The 22,117-nt window shown below is 66.7% G+C and carries 15 protein-coding genes and 1 pseudogene; 6 read left to right on the forward strand and 10 right to left on the reverse strand.

Going from position 1 to position 22,117, the window contains the following annotated elements; translation table 11 throughout:
• Nucleotides 1-264 precede the first annotated feature (264 nt).
• Complete coding sequence (locus AC07Z7_RS17580; RefSeq protein ID WP_094286837.1) at nucleotides 265-1,083, forward strand: HDOD domain-containing protein; 819 nt, start codon at nucleotides 265-267, stop codon at nucleotides 1,081-1,083.
• A 68-nt stretch (nucleotides 1,084-1,151) separates the two neighbouring features.
• Here the strand turns inward: AC07Z7_RS17580 and AC07Z7_RS17585 are convergent, their stop codons facing one another.
• From AC07Z7_RS17585 to AC07Z7_RS17600, 4 genes are all read right to left on the reverse strand, one after another.
• Nucleotides 1,152-3,458 carry an NADP-dependent malic enzyme gene (locus AC07Z7_RS17585; RefSeq protein ID WP_252661906.1) on the reverse strand — a complete coding sequence of 769 codons (2,307 nt, stop codon included), beginning with the start codon at nucleotides 3,456-3,458 and terminating at the stop codon, nucleotides 1,152-1,154.
• 190 nt (nucleotides 3,459-3,648) lie between these two features.
• Nucleotides 3,649-5,136 (reverse strand): nucleobase:cation symporter-2 family protein, encoded by a 1,488-nt coding sequence (locus tag AC07Z7_RS17590; protein ID WP_494767070.1) that lies wholly within the window; start codon nucleotides 5,134-5,136, stop codon nucleotides 3,649-3,651.
• Nucleotides 5,137-5,342: 206 nt separating this feature from the next.
• Nucleotides 5,343-6,029 (reverse strand): GntR family transcriptional regulator, encoded by a 687-nt coding sequence (locus tag AC07Z7_RS17595; RefSeq protein WP_494767071.1) that lies wholly within the window; start codon nucleotides 6,027-6,029, stop codon nucleotides 5,343-5,345.
• On the reverse strand, nucleotides 6,026-7,357 hold the full coding sequence (locus AC07Z7_RS17600; RefSeq protein ID WP_494767072.1) for a C4-dicarboxylate transporter DctA: 1,332 nt from the start codon (nucleotides 7,355-7,357) through the stop codon (nucleotides 6,026-6,028). Before AC07Z7_RS17600 ends, AC07Z7_RS17595 begins: the two co-directional genes overlap by 4 nt.
• Before the next feature lie 216 nt (nucleotides 7,358-7,573).
• Between AC07Z7_RS17600 and AC07Z7_RS17605 the strand changes: the two genes are divergently transcribed.
• Entirely contained in the window at nucleotides 7,574-8,914 is a 1,341-nt protein-coding gene (locus tag AC07Z7_RS17605; protein ID WP_494767073.1) for a glycerate kinase type-2 family protein, read from the forward strand.
• Nucleotides 8,915-9,019: 105 nt separating this feature from the next.
• Here the strand turns inward: AC07Z7_RS17605 and AC07Z7_RS17610 are convergent, their stop codons facing one another.
• Entirely contained in the window at nucleotides 9,020-9,937 is a 918-nt protein-coding gene (locus tag AC07Z7_RS17610; RefSeq protein WP_094286849.1) for a LysR family transcriptional regulator, read from the reverse strand.
• Nucleotides 9,938-10,103: 166 nt separating this feature from the next.
• Between AC07Z7_RS17610 and gcl the strand changes: the two genes are divergently transcribed.
• The 3 genes from gcl to glxR are packed head-to-tail and all read left to right on the forward strand — an operon-like array spanning nucleotide 10,104 to nucleotide 13,680.
• On the forward strand, nucleotides 10,104-11,894 hold the full coding sequence (gcl, locus tag AC07Z7_RS17615; RefSeq protein WP_494767074.1) for a glyoxylate carboligase: 1,791 nt from the start codon (nucleotides 10,104-10,106) through the stop codon (nucleotides 11,892-11,894).
• Between the two features lie 41 nt (nucleotides 11,895-11,935).
• Entirely contained in the window at nucleotides 11,936-12,715 is a 780-nt protein-coding gene (hyi, locus tag AC07Z7_RS17620) for a hydroxypyruvate isomerase (RefSeq protein ID WP_494767075.1), read from the forward strand.
• Between the two features lie 50 nt (nucleotides 12,716-12,765).
• The gene (gene glxR / locus AC07Z7_RS17625) at nucleotides 12,766-13,680 is read left to right on the forward strand and encodes a 2-hydroxy-3-oxopropionate reductase (protein ID WP_494767076.1); all 915 of its coding nucleotides are present in this window, start codon (nucleotides 12,766-12,768) and stop codon (nucleotides 13,678-13,680) included.
• Between the two features lie 109 nt (nucleotides 13,681-13,789).
• Here the strand turns inward: glxR and ggt are convergent, their stop codons facing one another.
• Together ggt and AC07Z7_RS17635 are read right to left on the reverse strand one after the other, a co-directional pair.
• Nucleotides 13,790-15,568, reverse strand: a complete 1,779-nt coding sequence (gene ggt, locus AC07Z7_RS17630) for a gamma-glutamyltransferase (protein ID WP_094286869.1) — start codon at nucleotides 15,566-15,568, stop codon at nucleotides 13,790-13,792.
• Nucleotides 15,569-15,762: 194 nt separating this feature from the next.
• Nucleotides 15,763-16,470, reverse strand: a pseudogene (locus AC07Z7_RS17635) (GNAT family N-acetyltransferase); the annotation flags it as partial.
• 140 nt (nucleotides 16,471-16,610) lie between these two features.
• On the opposite strand from AC07Z7_RS17635, the gene pdxR reads away from it, so the two are divergent.
• Nucleotides 16,611-18,107: a MocR-like pyridoxine biosynthesis transcription factor PdxR gene (gene pdxR, locus AC07Z7_RS17640; RefSeq protein WP_494767077.1), complete on the forward strand. Its 1,497-nt coding sequence runs from the start codon at nucleotides 16,611-16,613 to the stop codon at nucleotides 18,105-18,107.
• A gap of 13 nt (nucleotides 18,108-18,120) precedes the next feature.
• Here the strand turns inward: pdxR and AC07Z7_RS17645 are convergent, their stop codons facing one another.
• The 3 genes from AC07Z7_RS17645 to puuE are packed head-to-tail and all read right to left on the reverse strand — an operon-like array spanning nucleotide 18,121 to nucleotide 22,093.
• A complete protein-coding gene (locus AC07Z7_RS17645; RefSeq protein ID WP_494767078.1) occupies nucleotides 18,121-19,356 on the reverse strand; it encodes a M20 family metallopeptidase in 1,236 nt (411 codons plus the stop codon).
• A complete protein-coding gene (uraD, locus tag AC07Z7_RS17650) occupies nucleotides 19,353-21,131 on the reverse strand; it encodes a 2-oxo-4-hydroxy-4-carboxy-5-ureidoimidazoline decarboxylase (RefSeq protein ID WP_494767079.1) in 1,779 nt (592 codons plus the stop codon). Before uraD ends, AC07Z7_RS17645 begins: the two co-directional genes overlap by 4 nt.
• Nucleotides 21,132-21,133: 2 nt before the next feature.
• Entirely contained in the window at nucleotides 21,134-22,093 is a 960-nt protein-coding gene (gene puuE / locus AC07Z7_RS17655) for an allantoinase PuuE (protein ID WP_252662167.1), read from the reverse strand.
• Between the last annotated feature and the right edge of the window lie 24 nt (nucleotides 22,094-22,117).

The following is a 22,117-nucleotide window of genomic DNA, read 5'->3' on the forward strand; positions in this document are numbered from 1 at the left end:
CATGCGGTTCTACAGGCTTTCCCGAAATGGTGCAAAGGGGTTTTGGCAGGTGGGCGGGGCGTTGGGCGATAGCGTCATGGGGGCTGTGGCCGTTGCCTGCAGTGGGCGCGGCAACGCCGCAGCCCATCGGTGCCGCGCCTAGGTGCAAACGCGCAGGTCAGGCCTGTGCGCCGGTGGTACAACAACTGCCCTGTACCCATTTTTTGGCGATCGATTCACCGGCATCCACATCCATATCCATACCAGCACTTGGGAGGGCTTCTCATGGCGGACATCCAGGCTTTTTTCGAGAACGTGCAACTACCCACCATCCCCGACGTGGCGCGCGAGCTGATCGCCACCATGAAGGACGATGACATCCCTTTCGAAAGGGTGCGGGCGGCGATCTCCAAAGACCCGGCCCTCACGGCCAAGCTGATCCGGCTGGCCAATAGCGCGCGTTTTGGCCTGCCCCGGCAGGTGGCGTCACTGGACGATGCCATCACCATGGTGGGGCTCAACCAGGTGCGCACGCTGGCGCTGGCGTCGTGCATGTCGGGCGTGTTCAAGGACGCGCCCGGGGTGGATGCCGATGCGTTCTGGAAGGAGAGCATGGCCATTGCGGGCTATTCGCAGTGGCTGGCCCGCACGCTGGGCTCCAACGTGCAGGAGTCGTGGCTCGCGGGTTTCCTGGTGCGGCTCGGTGAACTGATCATTGCCCAGAAGGCGCCCGAGCAGATTCCGGCCATCGAGCAGCTGCCCCACCATGCGGGCGGCCGCTGGGAGCGCGAACGCACGCTGCTGGGCTTCACCGAAGCCCAGGTGACGGCTGAGCTGGCGCGGCGCTGGCGCTTCCCCGACACCATCACCCGGGCGCTGGAGACGGCCGAAGACCCCGTGGCCGCCACCCCGTTCTGCCGCCTGGGCGGGATCTTGCATGTGGCCACGCTGCTGGCCGAGATCGGGCTGGAAGAGCCCATGTCGCCCGCCGACACCATTGCCAGCTTGCCCGCCGAGATCAAGAAGGCGCTGCAACTCGACTCCCACTGGCTGGCCGAGCACCTGCCGCCGGTGGCGGACTATGTGGACGTCTCTGTTCGTTAAAGCCGTCTCCCCCAAAAAGAAAGGCCCCGAGAGGCCTTTCTTTTTTGTATAGCGATCAACGCTATCCGTCAGCCCGCGCGTGCTGCAGCGCTGGCCACGGCCAGGGCCGTCATGTTGAACACCCGGCGCACGGTGGCCGCAGGGGTCAGGATGTACGCCGTGGCGGCGCCGCCCATGAGGATGGGGCCCACGGTCACGCCGCCGCTGGTGGTGGTCTTGAGCACGTTGTAGAGGATGTTGGCGGCATCCAGGTTGGGGCAGATCAGCAGGTTGGCCGAGTCGGTGAGCGTGGAGTCTGCCATGTAGGCGTTACGGATGTTGGGCTCCAGCGCGGCGTCGCCGTGCAGCTCGCCATCGCACTCGATCTCGGGGTGGGCTGCCACGAACAGGTCGCGTGCCTCGCGCATCTTGCGGGCCGAGGCGCGCTTGGACGAGCCGTAGCTGGAGTGCGACAGGAAGGCCACCTTGGGCGGCAGGCCAAAGCGCTGCACCTCCTGCACCGACATCCAGGCGATGTCGGCCAGTTGCTGCGCAGTTGGGTCTTCGTTCACATAGGTGTCGGCAATGAACAGCGTGCCCCGGTTGGTCATCAGCGCGTTGAGCGCTGCGTAGTCGCGAGCGCCCTCCTGGCGGCCGATGATGCTGTGGATGCGCTCCAGGTGCGTCTCATACGTGCCCACCAGGCCGCAGATCATTGCGTCGGCGTCGCCCAGCGTGACCATCAGCGAGGCGATGATGGTGTTGGAGCGGCGCACGGCGGCCTTGGCTACCTCAGGGGTGGCGCCATTGCGCTTCATGAGGCTGTGGTAGTGCTCCCAGTACTGGCGGAAGCGTGGATCGTCCTCGGGGTTGCACACTTCCACGTCCTTGCCCAGCTGCATGCGCAGGCCCGCCTTGGCAATGCGCGCGGCAATCACGGCGGGGCGGCCGATGAGGATGGGCTGGGCGATCTTGTCGTCGATTGCCATCTGCGCGGCGCGCAGCGCGCGCTCGTCTTCGCCGTCGGCATAGGCCACGCGCTTTTTCGCATCGGGCAGGGCCTTGGCCGCGTTGATCACGGGGCGCATCAGCATGCCGGTCTGGTAGACAAAGCGCGACAGAGTCTCCTTGTAGGCCTCCATGTCTTCGATGGGGCGCGTGGCCACGCCGGACTCGGCAGCGGCCTTGGCCACGGCGGGTGCGATCTTGAGGATCAGGCGCGAGTCGAACGGCGTGGGGATGAGGTAGTCGGGTCCGAAAGTCAGCTCTTTGCCCGCATAGGCGCTGGCCACTTCTTCGCTGATGTCGGCCTTGGCCAGGTCCGCAATCTGGCGCACGCAGGCCAGTTTCATGGCTTCGGTGATCTTGGTCGCGCCGCAGTCCAGCGCGCCGCGGAAGATGTAAGGGAAACACAGGACGTTGTTGACCTGGTTGGGGTAGTCCGAGCGGCCCGTGGCGATGATGCAGTCGGGGCGAATGGCCTTGGCCAGCTCGGGACGGATTTCAGGCTCGGGGTTGGCCAGCGCCAGGATGATGGGCTTGGGGCCCATGGTCTTGACCATCTCGGCCGTGAGCACGCCGGGGGCCGAGCAGCCCAGGAACACGTCGGCGCCGTTGACCGCATCGGCCAGCGTGCGGGCGTCGGTCTTCTGGGCATAGCGCGCCTTCGATTCGTCGTAGCCACCGGGGCGGCCCTCGTAGATCACGCCCTTGGAGTCGCACACGAAGATGTTCTCCACCTTCACGCCCAGGCCCACCATCACGTTCAGGCATGCAATGGCCGCAGCCCCTGCGCCCGACACCGCAATCTTGACCTGGTCGATCTGCTTGCCCACGAGTTCCAGGCCATTGAGCAGCGCTGCGCTGCTGATGATGGCCGTGCCATGCTGGTCGTCATGGAACACCGGGATGTTCATGCGCTTGGAGAGTTCGCGCTCAATGTAAAAGCACTCGGGCGCCTTGATGTCCTCGAGGTTGATGCCGCCCAGCGTGGGCTCCATGGCCGCGATGATCTCCACAAGCTTGTCCGGGTCGCGCTCGGCCAGTTCGATGTCGAACACGTCGACACCCGCAAACTTCTTGAACAGGCAGCCCTTGCCTTCCATCACCGGCTTGCCCGCCAGCGGGCCGATATCGCCCAGGCCCAGCACGGCCGTGCCATTGGTGATCACGCCCACCAGGTTGCCGCGCGAGGTGTAGTCGAATGCCTTGGACGGATCGGCCTGGATGTCCAGGCAGGGGTAGGCCACGCCGGGCGAGTAGGCCAGCGACAGGTCGCGCTGGTTGGATAAAGGTTTGGTGGGTGTCACCGCAATCTTGCCCCGGCCGGGGTTGCGGTGGTATTCGCGCGCAGCGTCGCGCAGCGATTCTTCGGCGGCGGAAAGTTTCTGGGTCATACGGAAATCCTGGAAGTCCTCGGCGGAATGCAAAACAAGCGTACCCGATGGTGGGGTGGGTGCGCATGCCGGTTTATGCGGATGCGGCATGAAGCCAAAACCCCCTGGCAGCCGGGGTGAGCCGGCATGCATGCAGGGGGCAGGGCCACGCAGGCGTGGCCGTTTCTCAAGGCAGCGGGCAGACGGGACGCTAGTGGGCGTCGGCCTGGCGTGCGGCGTTCACAGCGGCGGAGGTGTCGCGGCTGGCGCCATTGAAGAAAACGTTCAGGGCCACGGCCGTGATCGAGGCCAGCAGGATACCGGATTCGATCAGGGGGTGGATCGCATGCGGCATCCACTGGCGGAAATTGGGGGCGATCAGCGGGATCATACCCACGCCGATGGACACGGCCACGATCATCGCGTTGAAGCGGTTGTGCTTGAAGTCCACCCCGCCCAGGATGCGGATGCCGGTGGCGGCCACCATGCCGAACATCACCAGGCCTGCGCCGCCCAGCACCATGGTGGGCAGCGATTCGACCAGCGCCGCCATCTTGGGCAGCACACCGAGCACGATCAGGATCACGCCACCGGCCACGCACACGAAGCGGCTCTTGACGCCCGTGACGGCCACCAGGCCCACGTTCTGCGAAAAGCTGGTGTATGGGAATGTGTTGAAGATGCCGCCCAGCAGCGTGCCCAGGCCGTCGGTGCGCAGGCCGCGTGTGAGGTCGGCCTGCTCGATCTTGCGGTCGGTCATCTCGCCCAGGGCCAGGAACATGCCGGTGGATTCGATCATCACCACGATCATCACCAGCGTCAGGGTCGGGATCAGGATGGGGTCGAACACCGGGCCCGCGATCTCGAAGGGCAGCACCAGGTCAAACCACTGGGCCTTGGCCACTTTCTCGAACGACATCAGGCCCATGGCCACCGCAATCACGGCGCCAATCACGATGCCCAGCAGCACCGAGATGTTGGCGATGAAGCCCTTGGCAAACTTGGCGATCAGCAGGATGGACACCAGCACCACGGCCGAGATGCCCACGCCCGTGAGGTCGGCGTATTTGGGGTTGGGCACCGTGGGCACCACCGCAAAGCCCTTGGGCACGGGCGGCAGCGATGAGCCGGGTGCACCGGCGGCGGACTGCATCTCGCTGAGCCATTTCAGATGTTCGGGGTTCACCACGCTGGGTGCGGTTGGTCCCACCGGGTTGCCAAAGATCCAGTTGATGCCCACGCGCATCAGGCTGATGCCGATGACCGCAATGATGGTGCCGGTGACCACCGGCGGGAAGAACCGCAGCATGCGGCTGACCAGGGGCGCGATGAGGATGGAGATCACCCCCGCGCCAATCACCGAGCCAAAGATCAGCCCGGCCCCGGCCGTGCCCCCTGTGCTCTGCGCCATGGACACCATGGGCGCCACCGAGGCAAAGGTCACGCCCATCATCACCGGCAGGCGGATGCCGAACCACTGCGATGCCCCCAGCGCCTGGATCAGCGTGACCAGGCCGCACACAAACAGGTCGGCGGAGATCAGCTTGGCCACCTGGTCGGGCGTGAGGTTGAGCGCGCGCCCGACGATGAGCGGCACGGCCACCGCACCGGCATACATCACCAGCACATGCTGCAGGCCCAGCGCCGTGAGGCGCCCCAGGGGCAGGTGTTCGTCCACGGGATGCACGGGTGGGGTCATGGGAATTCCTTTTGTACGGGGCCTGAGGGATGAGTGGCAATCTGTGTGCAATGCGGTGCACAGCAGTCCATACAAAAATCGTATACAAAATATGCGAAACGCCTTATCCCGGTAAACCCTAGGTGCAGCAGCAGTGCCCTCCAGTGCGCCAGGCGGTGGAGGGGGAGATCAGGGGTGCTGGGGCCGACTCGGTGCCTGCGGGCGGGTCAGATGGAACCGCGCGGCGCCGCCAAAGGGGCCAGCGATTCGCGCAGGCGGTCGCGCACCAGCGGCTGGCCGGGGTTGAGTGCGGCTTCCACATGGCCGATGTGGGCCAGCAGGCGCTCGCGGGCCAGGGCCGCGTTGCCTGCCTCCAGCGCCTCGACGATGGACTCGTGCTCCGCGCACGACTGGCTGGCTTCGTGGCGCGACTGGTAAAGCGATGCTGCCAGCGTGGTACGCGCCGTGAGGTCGCGCAGGATGTCGCTCAGGCTGCGGTGGCCCATGGCCTCGGCCAGGCACACATGAAAGTCGGCCAGCAGGAAGGCGCGCGTGGCGGCATCAGCACCTTCGATGGCGCGTTGCTCGTCGGCAATGTGGGCGCGCAGCCGGGGGATGACCGCCTGCAGCGGGCGCCCGGCATCGGCCAGGATGCCCGACTCGATGATGCGCCGGGCCGAGAATGCATCGCGCGCATCGTCCACCGAGGGCTCCACCACATACCAGCCCCGGCGCGGGCGCACTTCGACAAACCCGCGCGCCTGCAGCTGCATCAGCGCCTCGCGCACCAGGGTGCGGCTCACGCCGAAGAGGTCGGCCAGTTCCTGCTCGCCCAACCGCTCGCCGGGTGAGAGCTTTTGCGCAAGGATGGATTCCACCACCTGCTGGGCGATCTGGGTCTGGTTGGTGCTCATGCGGCCGATTGTGGCGCGGGTTGTGGCTGCGCAGGCGATGGCTGCAGCGGGGGCTGCAAGGGGGGCAGGCTCTGCCCGTCCAGCACTGCATGGGCGCGGTCGCGATCGATGTCGCCCTCCCACGCGGCAATGGCCACGGTGGCCACGCAGTTGCCGATGAGGTTGCCCAGGGCGCGGGCAATGCCCATGAACCAGTCCACCGACAGCACCAGCACCAGCCCGATGGCGGGGATGGCCGGAATGGCGTGCAGCGTGGCGGCCAGCACCACGATGGCCGAGCCCGGCACGCCGTGCGCGCCCTTGGAGGTGACCAGCGAGATCGCCAGGATGGTGAGCAGGTCGGTCATGGTGATGGGCGTGTTGGTGGCCTGGGCGATGAACACGGCCGCCAGCGTGATGTAGATCGAGAACGCGTCCAGGTTGAACGAGTAGCCCGTGGGAATCACCAGGCCCACGGTTGAATCGCGGATGCCCATGTGCTTGAGCTTGGCCATGATCTGGGGCAGCACGCTGTCCGACGACGTGGTGGCGAACACCACGGCCAGCTCCTCGCGCAGGTAGCGCAGCAGCTTGAACAGGCTGAAGCCCGAGAACCGCATGATCAGGCCCAGCACCACCACCACGAAGATGACCACCGCCGCATAGAACAGCACCACCAGCATGCCCAGCTGCTTGAGCGAGCCGATGCCGTACTTGCCCACCGTGAACGCGATCGCACCCAGCACGCCCAGCGGCGCCAGCTTGATGATCAGGCCCATGGTCTTGAACAGCACATGCGACAGGTCTTCGATGAGGCCCGTGACCCGCGCCCCGCGCTCGCCCATCAGCGCCAGTGCGCAGCCGAACACGATGGAGAACAGCAGCACCTGCAGCACATCACCGTTGGCAAACGCGCTCACGGCCGTGGTGGGGATGAGCTTGAGCAAGAAGTCGCTGAAGCCGCCACCGGTGAGCTTGCTGGCGTTTTCGGCATAGGCGCCCATGGCCTTGGGGTCCAGCGCCCTGGGGTCCACGTTCATGCCCACGCCAGGCTCGAACCAGAACGCCAGCACCAGGCCCAGCACCAGCGCGATGGTGGTGACCACCTCGAAGTAGATCAGCGACTTGACCCCCACACGCCCCACACGCTGCAAGTCGCCCGTGCCCGCAATGCCATGCACCACCACGCAGAACACGATGAGCGGGATCAGCATCTTGATGAGCTTGATGAAACCATCGCCCAGCGGCTTGAGCTGCACGGCCGTGTCAGGCCAGAGCAGCCCGATGGCCACGCCGGCAATCAAGGCCAGGATCACCCGGCCGAAGAGGGAGTTGAAGAAGCGGAGCATGGGAACCCTTTGCTGAGAAAAAGGATGGAGGTGCGCTGCAATCAATCTTGCATACAAGAACTGTAGACAACTGTTGAAGGCCAGCACATGGGGTTATCCCGTGCTGTGCACCGCTCTGGCGTGTTGCCATCCCCTGCCTGGGTTGAAGTAGTTTTGACTTTGGCGCACTGCTGTGCGGGTGACCATGGCCCCACAATCGCCCGCGGAGACCATCCCATGAACATCACCGACGCCGTGCCCGACCCTGTTCGCCAGAGCGGGGATTTCCTCGAATACCTCTACCGCGTGGCCGTGCGGCGCGCACTGCCGCTGCACAACACGGCAGCCTTCTTGCCTGCCCCGCCCAGCCCCGAAAGCGGCGGCCGCACCCTGGTGTTGGGCGCAGGCAAGGCCGGTGGCGCCATGGCCCAGGCCGTGGAGGCGCTGTGGCCGGCCGATGCGCCGCTGTCGGGCCTGGTCGTCACGCGCTACCACCACACGCCGCCCCGGCCCGAGGGGCTGCACCAGCGCATCGAGGTGGTCGAGGCCGCGCACCCGGTGCCCGATGCGGCGGGGCTGGCGGCCGCAGAGCGCATCCTGGCGCTCACCGAGGGCCTCACCGAGAACGACCTCGTGCTGTGCCTGATCTCGGGCGGGGGCTCGGCCCTGCTCACGCTCCCGGCAGACGGGCTCACGCTCGAAGACAAGCAGCGCATCAACAAGGCTCTGCTGGAGAGCGGCGCTGCCATCGACGAAATGAACTGCGTGCGCAAGCACCTCTCGCGCATCAAGGGCGGGCGGCTGGCTGCGGCCTGTGCCCCTGCGCGCGTAGTCACGCTCACCATCAGTGACGTGCCGGGCGACGACCCCTCGGTGATCGCCAGTGGCCCCACCGTGCCCGATGCCACCACCTGCGCCGACGCGCTGGCCATCCTGGCGCGCTATGGCATCGACGTGCCCCCCGCAGTGCGCGCTGCACTGGAGGCAGGCACGCTGGAAACCCCCAAGCCCGGCGACGCCGTGTTTGCGAACCATGTGGTGCACATGACGGCCACACCCCAGCAGTCGCTGCAGGCCGCCGCCGAGGCCGCGCGTGCGGCCGGTGTGGCTGCGTACATCCTCTCCGACGAAATCGAAGGCGAGTCGCGCGAGGTGGGCAAGGTGCACGCCGCGCTGGCACGGGCCGTGGCGCGGCATGGACAGCCGTTTGCGCGCCCCTGCGTGATCCTCTCGGGCGGCGAGACCACCGTCACCATCCGCCCGCGCGCACCCGGCGCTGCCAAGGGCCGGGGCGGCCGGGCGGGCGAGTTCTGCATGGGGCTCGCGCAGGCGCTGCAAGGTCAGGCGGACGTGTGGGCGCTGGCGGCCGATACCGACGGCATCGACGGCGTGGAAGACAACGCCGGTGCCCGCGTGGCACCCGACACCCTGGCGCGTGCTGCGGCGCAGGGCTTGTCCATCGCGGACCACCTGGACCGCAACGATGCCTATGGCTACTTCGATGCGCTGGGCGACCTGGTCATCACCGGACCCACGCACACCAACGTCAATGACTTTCGTGCACTACTGATTTTGTAGCTGTAAAACCATAATGGATGAGCGGTAAGGCCTGTTTTTATTGAGATTTTTCTTCTGTAGCACCAGGCGCGCCGCTGGGGCGGGCCACGCCCGGTGGTGCCTGGCTCAGGGCGATGGCCGCTTCTCCTCCCACCAGTCCTTGGCAAACCGCCCCTGCAGAAACGCGACGAACGCCTGCACCTTCTGCGGCACCAGGCGGGGCGAGGGGTACACGGCGTGGATCTCCTGCTCGGGCAGGCGGCAGGTCTTGAGCACCTCCACCACGCGCCCGGCCGCCAGCGAATCCACCGCCACATAGTGCGGCAGCGCCGCGATGCCCATGTGGGCGCGCGCCGCCGCCAGCAGCGCAGAGAGGTTGTTGGACCGCAGCCGCCCCGTGACGGGCACCGACACCGCCTCGCCGCTCGCATTGCGCAGCCGCCACAGGTCGTTGCCCTGCACGCTGCTGTAGATCAGCGCTGAATGGTCCTTCAGGTCCGACGGCCTGCGCGGTGTGCCGTGGCGGCGCAGGTAGGTGGGTGAGGCCACCAGCACCCAGGGGTTCATGCCCAGCGTGCGCGCGCCCAGGGCCGAGTCGGCCAGCTTGCCCAGGCGGATCGCCACGTCGATGCCATTGGCCACCAGGTCGGTGTAGCGGTCCTCGAAGCTCAGGTCCAGCTGCACCTGCGGGTTCTGCGCCATGAACTCCAGCGCCAGCGGCACCACCACGCGCCGCCCGAAGGCCACCGAGCTGCCCACGCGCAGCTGCCCGTGCACCTGCGTCTGGCGCACGCGCACCACGCTCTCGGCCTCGGCCACGTCGGTCACGATGGCCTTGCACTTCTCGTAGTACAGCGCGCCGGGCTCGGTCAGGCTCACGCCGCGCGTGTTGCGGTTGAGCAGCCGCACCTTCAGGCGTGCCTCCATCGCTGCCACCTGCTTGGTCACCGTGGGCTGCGTGGTGGCGAACTCCTGCGCCACCTTGGTGAAGCTGCCGGTCTCCACCACACGCACAAACATCTCCATGGCATCGAGCCGGTCCATCGTGGTTGTCTCCTGTGTTGTGCATGGTGGCGCGGGCGTGCGCCGTGGCTTATTCCTGTGTGGAATAAATTTTATGGTCTGCCGCCGCCTTCCGCCGCAGAGGGTGCTTGCCTAGAGTTGCCCCATCCAACCGATTCAACCGACCGCAAACCGAAGGAGATGTGCAATGGCAAGAATGAAGGCCATCGAGGCCGCCGTGAAGGTGATGGAGAAAGAGGGCGTGAGCGTCGCGTTCGGCGTGCCCGGCGCGGCCATCAACCCGCTGTATGCGGCGCTCAAGGCGCACGGCGGCATCGGCCACATCCTGGCCCGCCATGTGGAGGGCGCCAGCCACATGGCCGAGGGCTACACGCGTGCTGTGGCTGGCAACATCGGTGTGTGCATCGGCACCAGCGGCCCCGCAGGCACCGACATGATCACTGGCCTGTACTCGGCCAGTGCGGACTCCATTCCCATTCTGTGCATCACCGGCCAGGCGCCGCGCGCCCGCCTGCACAAGGAAGACTTCCAGGCCGTGGACATTGCCAGCATCGCCAAGAGCGTGACCAAGTGGGCCACCACCGTGCTGGAGCCCGCGCAGGTGCCGCAGGCGTTCCAGCAGGCGTTTCACCTCATGCGCTCTGGCCGGCCCGGGCCGGTGCTCATCGACCTGCCCATCGACGTGCAGCTGGCCGAGATCGAGTTTGACCCCGACACCTATGAACCGCTGGTGCCCTACAAGCCCGCCGCCACGCGTGCGCAGATCGAGAAGGCACTGAGCATGCTCAATGCCGCCGAGCGACCGCTCATCGTGGCGGGGGGCGGCATCATCAACGCCGATGCGTCGGACCTGCTGGTGCAGTTTGCCGAGGTGCTGGGCGTGCCGGTGATCCCCACACTCATGGGCTGGGGCAGCATCCCGGACGACCACCCGCTCATGGTCGGCATGTGTGGCCTGCAGACCAGCCAGCGCTATGGAAATGCCACCCTGCTGGCCAGCGACTTCGTGCTGGGTATCGGCAACCGCTGGGCCAACCGGCACACGGGCTCGGTCGATGTCTACACCAAGGGTCGCAAGTTCGTGCACGTGGACATCGAACCCACGCAGATCGGCCGCGTGTTTGCGCCCGACTTCGGCATCGTCTCCGACGCGGGCGCTGCGCTCAAGCTCTTTGTGGAGGTGGCGCGTGAATGGAAGGCCGTGGGCCAGCTGCGCGACCGCAGCGCCTGGGCGGCCGAGTGCCAGGGCCGCAAGAACAGCGTGGACTATCTGCGCAAGACCCACTTCGACAGCGTGCCCATGAAGCCGCAGCGTGTGTACCAGTGCATGAACCGCGCATTGGGCAAGGACGTGTGCTACGTCTCCACCATCGGCCTGTCGCAGATCGCGGGCGCGCAGTTTCTGCATGTGTACCAGCCGCGCCACTGGATCAACTGCGGCCAGGCTGGCCCGCTGGGCTGGACGGTGCCCGCCGCCCTGGGCGTGCGCGTGGCCGACCCGACGCGCAAGATCGTGGCACTGTCGGGCGACTACGACTTCCAGTTCATGATCGAAGAGCTGGCCGTGGGCGCGCAGTTCAAGCTGCCCTACATCCACGTGCTGGTCAACAACAGCTACCTGGGCCTGATCCGCCAGGCGCAGCGTAGCTTCAGCATCGACTACTGCGTGCAGCTCGCGTTCGACAACGTGAACATGGCCGAAGGCGAGGTGGCGCGTGGCTACGGCGTGGACCACGTGAAGGTGGTCGAGGGCCTGGGCTGCAAGGCCATCCGTGTGCACCGCCCCGAAGAGTTCGCACCCGCCCTCGCCCAGGCCGAGGCCTGGATGGCCGAGCACCGCACCCCCGTGGTCATCGAGGTGATCCTGGAGCGGGTGACCAACATTGCCATGGGCACCGAGATCGACAACATCGTCGAGTTTGAGGAGTTGGCCACGCAGCCCACCGACGCACCCACTGCCCTGGCCCTGCTGGACTGAGGCGAGCCGCATTTTTTCCCTCGTGTTACCGGAGACTTTTCATGCCCCGTTTTGCCGCCAACCTCAGCATGCTGTTCACCGAGGTTCCCTTTCTCGACCGCTTTGAGCGCGCCGCGCGCACCGGCTTCGAGGCCGTGGAGTTCCTTTTTCCTTACGAATTTCCCGCAGAAGAAATCCGCGCGCACATCGACAAACACCAGCTGCAGATCGTGCTGCACAACCTGCCCGCAGGCGACTGGGCCGCTGGCGAGCGTGGCATTGCTTGCGACCCGGCACGCATTGTGGAGTTTCGCGCCGGTGTGGCCCAGGCCATCACCTACGCCCAGGCGCTGGGCGTGCCGCGGCTCAACTGCCTGGCGGGCAAGGCGCCTGCGGGGGTGGATGCTGCGGTGCTGCGCCGCACACTGGTCGAGAACCTGCGCTTCGCGGCCACGGAGTTGAGGGCGGCCGGGCTGCGCCTGCTGATCGAGCCCATCAACCCCTTCGATATCCCGGGCTTCTACCTGACCCGCACGGACCAGGCGCTGGACATCCTGGACGAAGTGGATGCCAGCAACGCCTATGTGCAGTACGACATCTACCACGCGCAGCGCACCGAAGGCGAAATCGCGGCCACGCTGCAAAAGCACCTGGAACGCATCGGCCACGTGCAGCTGGCCGACAACCCCGGCCGCAACGAGCCGGGTACGGGCGAGATCAACTACCGCTACCTGTTCGCGCACCTGGACCGCATCGGATACGACGGCTGGGTGGGTTGCGAGTACCGGCCCGTGCGCACAACCGAGATCGGCCTTGGTTGGCGCACGGCGCTCACGGCATGACCCAAAACAAACCCATGGATGAATCACCACAACAAAAGGAGAACAAGAACATGACAGGCACCCCCCTCAAACTCGGTTTCATCGGCCTGGGCATCATGGGCGCGCCCATGTGCGGCCACCTCATCGCTGCGGGCCACCAGCTGTATGTGCACACCCGGGGCCGCGTGGCGCCACAGATCGCAGAGAGCAGTGCCACGCAGTGCACCACCGCGCGCGGCGTGGCCGAGCGGGCCGACATTGTCTTTCTGATGCTGCCCGACACGCCCGATGTGGAGAAGGTGCTGTTCGGCGCCGATGGCGTGGCGCAAGGCTTGAAAGGCAGCGTGGGCAAGGTGGTGGTGGACATGAGCTCCATCTCGCCCGTGGCTACCAAGGATTTCGCGCGCCGCATCGAAGCCGCTGGCGCGCAGTACCTGGACGCCCCCGTTTCGGGCGGCGAGCTGGGCGCCAAGAACGCCACGCTGTCCATCATGGTCGGTGGCCCCGAGGCGGTGTTCGAGCGCATCAGGCCCTTGTTCGAACGCCTGGGCAAGAACATCACCCTGGTGGGCGGCAACGGCGACGGCCAGACCGCCAAGGTGGCCAACCAGATCATCGTGGCGCTGAACATCGAGGCCGTGGCCGAGGCGCTGCTCTTTGCCGCCCGCGCGGGCGCCGACCCGGCGCGTGTGCGCCAGGCGCTGCTGGGCGGTTTCGCCTCGTCCAAGATCCTGGAGGTGCATGCCGAGCGCATGATCCAACGCAAATTCGAGCCGGGCTTTCGCATCGGGCTGCACCAGAAGGACCTGAACCTTGCGTTGTCGAGCGCGCGGGCACTGGGCGTGCCGCTGCCCAACACGGCGATGGCGCAGGAGCTGTTCAATGCCTGCGTCGCCCATGGCGGGCAGGGCTGGGACCACTCGGCGATGGTGCGGGCGCTGGAGAAGATGGCGAATTTTGAGATGGGGCAGGCATTGCCAGCCTGACCAGGCCGCCATGAAAAATCCCGCTGGCCTTTCGGCGAGCGGGATTCTCGGTTTGAATGGCCGCTACCGCGCGTTCATCAAGCGGTGGTAGCTATTAACTTGATAGCAATCAATACCCCAGCGTTTTCCCATCCGGATTGCGCGGGTCCGAGTAGCCATACAGCGCGCCGCCCCGGATCTGGATGGTCTGCGTGCGGCCCATCGAGGGCTTCACGGCGATGTTGTGGCCGCGCTGCTTGAGCAGAGCCAGGGTGTCGGGCGAGAGACCCTTTTCCACGCGCAGCTCGTCCGGCGTCCATTGGTGGTGCACACGCGGCGCGGCTGCGGCTTCCGCAGGGTTCATGCCGAAGTCGATGGTGTTGACCACCGTCTGAAGCACCGTGGTGATGATGCGGGCGCCACCGGGGCTGCCGGTCACCAGGGTGGGCTTGCCGTCCTTCAGCACCAGGGTGGGCGTCATGGACGACAGGGGGCGCTTCTTGGCGGCCACGGCGTTGGCGTCGCCACCGACCAGGCCGTAGGCGTTGGCCACGCCGGGCTTGGCCGAGAAGTCGTCCATCTCGTTGTTGAGCAGAATGCCCGTGCCCTTGGCGACGATGCCGCTGCCGAAGTTGGTGTTCAGTGTGTAGGTCACGGCCACGGCGTTGCCGGCCTTGTCCACCACCGAGTAATGGGTGGTCTGATCGCTTTCATACGGCTGGGGCTGGCCGGGCTTGATCTCCTTGGCAGGGCGTGCGCGGTTGGCGTCGATGCCCTTGGCCAGAGATTCTGCATAGCGCTTGGAGGTCAGACCTTTGAGCGGAATCTTCACGAAGTCCGGGTCGCCCAAGTATTCGGAGCGGTCGGCGTAGGCCAGCTTGCTGCTCTCGGCCATGTAGTGGATGGTCTGTGCGCTGTTGGGGCCCCATTGGGCCAGCGGCAGGGGCTCCAGCATGTTCAGGATCTGCACCAGGTGCGGGCCGCCGGAAGAGGGTGGCGGCATGGTCACGATCTCGTAGCCGCGGTAGGTGCCACGCGTGGGCACACGCTCGGCCACCTTGTATTCACGCAGGTCCTGCAGGCTGATGGCGCCCGCGTGGGGGGCCATCTCGGCGGCGATCTTCTGGGCGATTTCGCCTTCGTAGAACGCCTTGGCGCCCTGCTGGGCGATCAGGCGCATGGACTGGGCCAGGTCTTTCTGCACCAGCGGGTCGCCCACCTTCAAGGGCTCGCCGTTCTTCCAGAAGATGGCCTGGGTGGCAGGCCACTTGCCCATGTTTTTCTTCTCTTGTTGCAGGATCTTGGCGAGTGTTTCGCTCACCGGGAATCCCTTGTCCGCCAACTCGATGGCGGGGGCAATCACGCGCGACAGGGGCAGGGTGCCCCAGGTCTTGAGCGCATGCTCCATGCCGGCCACGGTGCCAGGTACGCCCACGGCGTAGTGGGTGTAGAGCGACTTGCCGTCCACCACATTGCCTTTGGCGTCCAGGTACATGTCGCGCGTGGCCTTCGATGGAGCCACTTCGCGGAAGTCGAGCGCCACGCTCTTGCCGCTCTTGGCATCGTGCACCACCATGAACCCGCCACCACCCAGGTTGCCCGCATTGGGCAGGGCCACGGCCAGCGCAAAGCCGATGCCCACGGCTGCATCCACCGCGTTGCCACCGGCCTTGAGGATGTCGAGGCCGATCTGCGAGGCCAACTCCTGCTCGGTGGCGACCATGCCATTGCGCGCCACCACGGGGTGGAACACGTCCATGCTGAAGTCGTAGGCTGCGCTGGCGGCCTGCGCGGCGGCCGTCTGCTGAACGGCGGGCGCGGCTGCCGTGGTGGGGGCGCTGCCGCAGGCCGTGAGGCTGGCCAGGGCCAGCGCCAGGCTGGAGGCCAGCAGCGTGTGTCGGATGTTCATGGAAGCAGCTCCTTGGTTTTTTGCTTGGAAGGAAAAGAAAGGGAATGCCGCCCCGCTGGGGGGCCGCAGCAAGTGTAGGGGGCGCTTGCCCCATTGCAGACGGCAGTGCTGCCATTGCGTATTCAGCCCATGCGCGTGTGTCATCGCTGCGCGGCGTGCACAGGCCCGGGCATACGCCCTGCTCAACGTGGCAGGGATTCGCGCACCTGCGTCAGCGAGCGTCGCTGGCGCCCCTGGGAGTCGTGGTTGTCGTCCGACAGCCAGGCTTCGAACGCCTGCCGCAGCAGCGGCCATTCGGTGTCGATGATGGAGAACCAGGCGGTGTCGCGGTTGCGGCCCTTGTAGACCACGGCCTGGCGAAAGATGCCCTCGAACTGGAAACCCAGGCGCGCGGCGGTGCGCCGCGAGGGGACGTTGAGGCTGTCGCATTTCCACTCATAGCGGCGGTAGCCCAGCGTGTCGAATACATAGGCCATGAGCAGGAACTGCGCCTCGGTGGACGCGGGGGTCTGCTGCAGCAGGGGCGAGAACATCACGTTGCCCACCTCGATCACGCCGTGGGTGGGGTCGATGCGCATCAGTGCCAGCGTGCCCACGGCCTTGCCGGTGCTGCGGTTCACCACCGCGAAGTGGCGCGGGTCGGTGCTCTGCGCCGCGCCTTGGGCGTAGCGCAGGTAGTCCTGCGGCGTGTCGAACGGACCGGTGAACATGTAGGTCCAGGCGCGCGGGTCGGGCGCGAGCCGGTAGGCGGCGTCCAGGTCGGCCGCGTGCCGCTCGGCCTGCAGGGGCTCCAGCAGGCAGTGGCGGCCCGCCAGGGTCACGCCGGTGGGTTGGGGGCGGGGCGTCCAGCCGGGCACGGGGGCGCCGATGGGCTGGGCGAAATCGTTGATCAAGGTGGTCATGGATCGTGCAGTCGAAGCGGAAAAAAGAGAAATGGAGTGTGTGACTTTAGGGAGCTTGTGGATCATCAAAAAGATCCACCGTGGCACAATCTGATGGTGCCACTGAGTTTGCCAACCAGCGGCCTTTTTGCAGGTACCCCATGACACCATCCACCCCTGTCACCGACCCTGTCCGCCATGTCCTGCTGGAGGCCCCGATGGTGCGGGGGCGGAAGGGCGATTCGCTGCAGCGCCAGCTCCTGGCCCGCATCCGCGACGCCATCCTGGATGGGCGTTTCCCCTCGGGCTGCCGCCTGCCCGGGTCGCGGGATCTGGCGGCGGACCTGGGGGTGTCGCGCAACAGCGTGACGGCGGTGTACGAGCAGCTGGGGGCCGAGGGCTATATCGAGCTGAACCGCCGGGGCACCAAGGTGGCCGCGCTGGGCCGCAGCCGCGCCCGGGGCCGTGCGGACGCGGCCCGCGCGGCGCCGCCGCGCCTGTCCGAGCGCAGTGCGCAGGTGGCCAGCCGCTTTGCCGATGCCGCCGACACCCTGGCCTTCAAACCGGGCGTGCCTGCGCTGGCGCGGTTTCCGGTGAGTGCGTGGAAGCGCTGTTTCGACCGCGCTTTCAAAACGGCGGGCGTGTCGGCCCTGGGCTACGGCCACCCTGCGGGTGAAGCTGCCTTGCGCGGCGCCATCCTGCGGCATCTGGCGGTGGCACGGGGTGTGCGATGCGAGGCGGAGCAGGTGGTCATCACCGAAGGTGCGCAGGAGGCGCTGAACCTGTGCGTGCGGCTGGTGACCAACCCGGGCGACACCGCCTGGGTGGAAGACCCGGGCTATCGGGGCGCACACACGGCCTTCCAGTGTGGGGACCTGCGCGTGGAACCCATGCGGGTTGATGATGCGGGCCTGCTGGTGCCCGCCCAGGCCTGGGCGGCAATGCCCCCCCGGCTCATCTACGCCACGCCGTCCCACCAGTACCCCACGGGCGCCGTGCTGCCGGTGGCGCGCAGGCTGGCGCTGATCCGCCAGGCCCAGGCCTGCGGTGCCTGGATCATCGAGGACGACTACGACAGCGAATTCCGCCACGCGGGCGAGCTGATCGGCGCCATGCAGGGCCTGGTGCCTGAAGCGCCGGTGATGTATGTGGGCACGTTCAGCAAGACGCTGTTCCCGTCGTTGCGGCTCGGGTTTGTGGTGCTGCCGCAGGCCCTGGCGGCCGTGGCCGCGCCGCTGCTCAAGGAGACCCTGCGCGGTGGGCACCGCCATGAGCAGCTGGCGCTGGCAGAGTTCATCGAGAGTGGTCAATTCAGCCGGCACCTGGGGCGCATGCGGCGCCTGTACCGCAGCCGACAGGCGCTGCTGCGCGATGCATTGGCGAAGCACCTGGCCCTGCCCCACACAGTGCTGGGGGGCGACAGCGGCATGCACCTCACGGTGCGCCTGCCGCCCGCATACCCCGACCAGGCCATTGCCGAGGCGGCCCGCGCCTACGACATGGCGCCCGCGCCCCTGTCACGCTTTGCCTTGCGCGCACAGCCCGAAGACAACGGCCTGGTGCTGGGCTACGGCAATACGTCCGAGTCGCAGTACCCGGCCCTGGTGCAGCGGCTTGCGCGGCTGGCGCAGGCGCAGCGGGCACACCGCAGCGCCTGAGCACAAAACCGCGTCAGGCGAGCAGGTCGCTGAGCGAGCGCGCGATCACTTTGGTGGCGCGGCGCAGGTCTTCCAGCTGCAGGCGCTCGTCGGCGCGCTTGGCGTGCGACTCAAGCACGGTGCGCGGGCCCGCACCGTAGATCACGCCGGGAATACCGCGCTCCACATACAGACGCACGTCGGTGTACAGCGGCGTGCCCACGGCGGGCACGGGTTCACCGATCACGGACTGTGCGTGTTTCTGGATCGCATCGACCAGCGGTTTGTTGCCTGGCAGTGGGGTCATTGCGTTGGCCAGCAGCAGGCGCTTGATCTCCACGCGGATGCCGTCGCGCTCACCCGCTGCCTGCTCGATGATGCGGCGGATGGCGGCTTCGACTTCGACCGGGTTCTCTTCGGGGATCATGCGGCGATCGAGCTTGAACATGACCTTGCCGGGCACGACGTTGGTGTTGGTGCCGCCTTCGATGCGGCCGACGTTCAGGTACGGGTGCTTGATGCCCGCCACGTTGGACGTGACCTTCTTGTACTCATCGTTCTGCGCATACAGCGCGTTCAGGATGTGCACCGCGCCCTGCAGCGCATCCACGCCCGTGTGGGGCACGGCGGCATGGGCCATCTTGCCGTGCACGGTCACTTCCATCTGCAGGCAGCCGTTGTGGGCGGTGACCACTTCGTAGCTGAAGCCGGCGGCAATCATCAGGTCGGGTTTCGTCAACCCCTTTTGCAGCAGCCAGCCGGGGCCCAGTTCGCCGCCGAATTCCTCGTCGTAGGTGAAGTGCAGTTCCACCGCGCCCTGGGCGGGCTTGGCCACGGCTTCCAGCGCGCGCACTGCAAAGGTGAAACTCGCAAAGTCGCTCTTGCTCACGGCAGTGGCGCGGCCGTACATGGCGCCGTCCACAATCTCTGCGCCATAGGGGTCGTGCGTCCAGCCTTCGCCGGGCGGCACCACATCGCCGTGGGCGTTCAGGGCAATGGTTTTGCCGCCGTTGCCGTAGGGTCTGCGCACGATGAGGTTGGTGATGGATTCCATGCCGTAGGCCAACACGTCGGCGGCGGGCACGGCATGTTTCTCGGCCTCGTAGCCAAAGTCCTTCAGCAGCTCGGCCGTGCGTTCGGCGTGGGGGGCGTTGTTGCCGGGTGGCGTATCAGTGGGCACGCGCACCAGGGCCTGCAAAAAGCGCACTTCCTCGTCAAAGTGCTGGTCGATCCAGGCGTCCAGCGCGGCGTATTGGTTAGGGGTGGTCATGGTTGTTGTTCCTCTGCAAGTTGGCGCAGCACCTGGGTGAAGGCGTCCACGGCCAGCTGCATGTCGTTGTTGGTGGTGGATTCGAGCGGGTTGTGGCTGATGCCGGAGTTCAGCCCGCGCACAAAGAGCATGGCCTGCGGCATGATTTCGTGCAGCTTCATCGCATCGTGTCCTGCCCCGCTGGGCATGCGGAACACGGGCACGCCCAGCGTGTCCACAGCACGCTCCCAGTGGTGTTGCCAGGCGGGCGCGCTGGGCGCAGCGGCGGCACGCATGGATTCTTCCAGCGTGTAGCGCAGGCCGCGCCGGGCGGCGATTTTGGCGAGCTGCTCCTTCACGTCGCTCACCAATGCATCGCGCTGTGCATCGGTGGGCGCGCGCAAGTCCAGGCTGAATTGGCAGCGGCCGGGCACCACGTTGATGGAGCCTGCGGGCACCTGCAGCTGGCCGATGGTGCCCACCGAGTCGCCGTCCTGCGCGGCGCGCTGCTCCACATACAGCGCCAGCTCGGCCACGGCCACGGCCGCGTCGCGGCGGCGGTCCATGGGGGTGGTGCCCGCGTGGCTGGCGGTGCCGATCATCTCGCACAGAAAACGCACACTGCCATTGATGGAGGTGACCACGCCCAGGGGCAGGTCCAGCTCGTTGAGCACCGGGCCCTGTTCGATGTGCACTTCGATGAAACCCAGGTACTGCGCGGGGTCACGCTGCAGTTTGGGAATGTCGTCGATGCACAGGCCCGCGTGCTGCATGGCCGCGCGCATGGTTATGCCGTCCACGTCCTTCTGGTCAAGCCAGGCGGGGTTGAAGTCGCCAATGAGCGCGCCCGAGCCCAGGAAGGTGGCCTTGTAGCGCTGGCCTTCTTCTTCGGCAAAACCCACCACCTCGATGCCGAAAGGCAGACGTTTGCCGGCGCGGTGCAGCTCGCGCACGCAGGCCATGGGCACGAAGATGCCCAGGCGGCCGTCGTACTTGCCGCCGTTGCGCACGGTGTCGTAGTGGCTGCCGGTAATGAGGTATCGCGCGCCTTCCGTGGCGGGGTGGTAGCGCCCCACCACATTGCCCACGGCGTCGATCTCCACCTCGTCAAAGCCGCAGTCGCGCATCCAGTGGCTGATGCGCTGGGCGCATGCGCGGTGCGCGTCGGTGAGGTAGGTGACGGTGAGCTGGCCTTTTTCGGCAAAGCCGGGGTCGGAGTGCTCGGCAAGCTTTTCCTGCCAGTCCCACACGTCGTTGCCCAGCACGGGCTCGGCGCCGAACTTGTCGTTCAGGCGGATCTCGGCGATGCGGTGGACATTGCGCAGGGCCTCGGCCAGCTCGAACTCGGGGTGGTTGTCCAGGCGGCGCGCAAAGGTGTCGATGATTTCCTGCTTGGGCAGGCCCGTGCCGCGCGGCCCGCGCACCGCCAGGATGAACGGAAAGCCGAAGCGCTCGTTGTACGCGGCGTTGAGCTGCTGGATGCGCGCGAACTCATCGGGCGTGCACTGCGTGAGGCCCGCCTTGCTCTGCTCATTGGTGGATTCGGCCGTGAGATTCTTGGCCACCATGGCCTTGCCCGCCAGTTCGGGGTGGGCGCGGATCAGCGCGAGCTGCGCGTCATGCCCCGCCGTGCGCACCACCTGGGCCAGCGCATGCTGCAGGTGGGCCTGCGAGCGGAAGGGGCGCTGGGCCAGCGCCTGCTCGGCGATCCAGGGCGAGTGTTCGTACAGGCCGTCCAGCAGCTGCAATGCCTCGGCAGCGCTGGCGGCGTTGAGTTGTTCCAGGGTCAGTGCCATGCTCAGCCTGCTTTCTGCGTAGGGTAGGGGTGCGTCTGTTTCCAGTGGCGCGCGATGTCGATGCGGCGGCACACCCACACGTCGCTGTGCTGCTGGATGTGGTCCAGAAAGCGCTGCAGCGCCGTGATGCGGCCAGGGCGCCCGAGCAGGCGGCAGTGCATGCCGATGCTCATCATCTTGGGCGCGTTGTCGCCCGCCGGGTCGCCCTCGGCGTACAGCGCGTCGAAGGTGTCCTTCATGTACTGGAAGAATGGGTCGGCGTGCGAATAGCCCTGCGGCAGCGCAAAGCGCATGTCGTTGCAGTCGAGCGTGTAGGGCACGATGAGCTGGGGCACGGTGGCGCCGTTACTCTTCTTCACGTCCATCCAGAACGGCAGGTCGTCGCCGTAGTAGTCGCTGTCGTATTCAAAGCCGCCGAAGTCGGCCACCAGGCGGCGGGTGTTGGGGCTGTCACGGCCGGTGTACCAGCCCAGCGCACGGTGCCCCGTCATGCGCTCAATGATTTCCATGGCCTCGGCCATGTGGGCGCGCTCGACTTCCTCGGGGATGTGCTGGTAGTGGATCCATTTCAGGCCGTGGCAGGCGATCTCGTGGCCCAGCTGCACGAAGGCCTGCGTCAGCTCGGGGTGGCGCTGCAGCGCGCTCGACACGCCGAACACGGTCAGGGGCAACTGGCGCTTTTCGAACTCGCGCAGGATGCGCCACACGCCAGCGCGCGAGCCGTATTCGTAGATGCCCTCCATGCTCATGTGCCGCTCTGGGTAGCTCGCGGGGTTGAACATTTCGGACAGGAACTGCTCGCTGCCGGCGTCGCCATGCAGCACGGCGTTCTCGCCGCCTTCTTCATAGTTCAGCACGAACTGCACGGCAATGCGCGCGCCGCCCGGCCACTGCGCGTGGGGCGGGTTCTTGCCGTAGCCGATGAGGTCGCGGGGGTAATGCTGGGTGGAGTCGTAGATCATGGGTGTCGGTGATTCATCAAGGGG

This window comes from Acidovorax sp. GW101-11A03 (assembly GCF_059424825.1).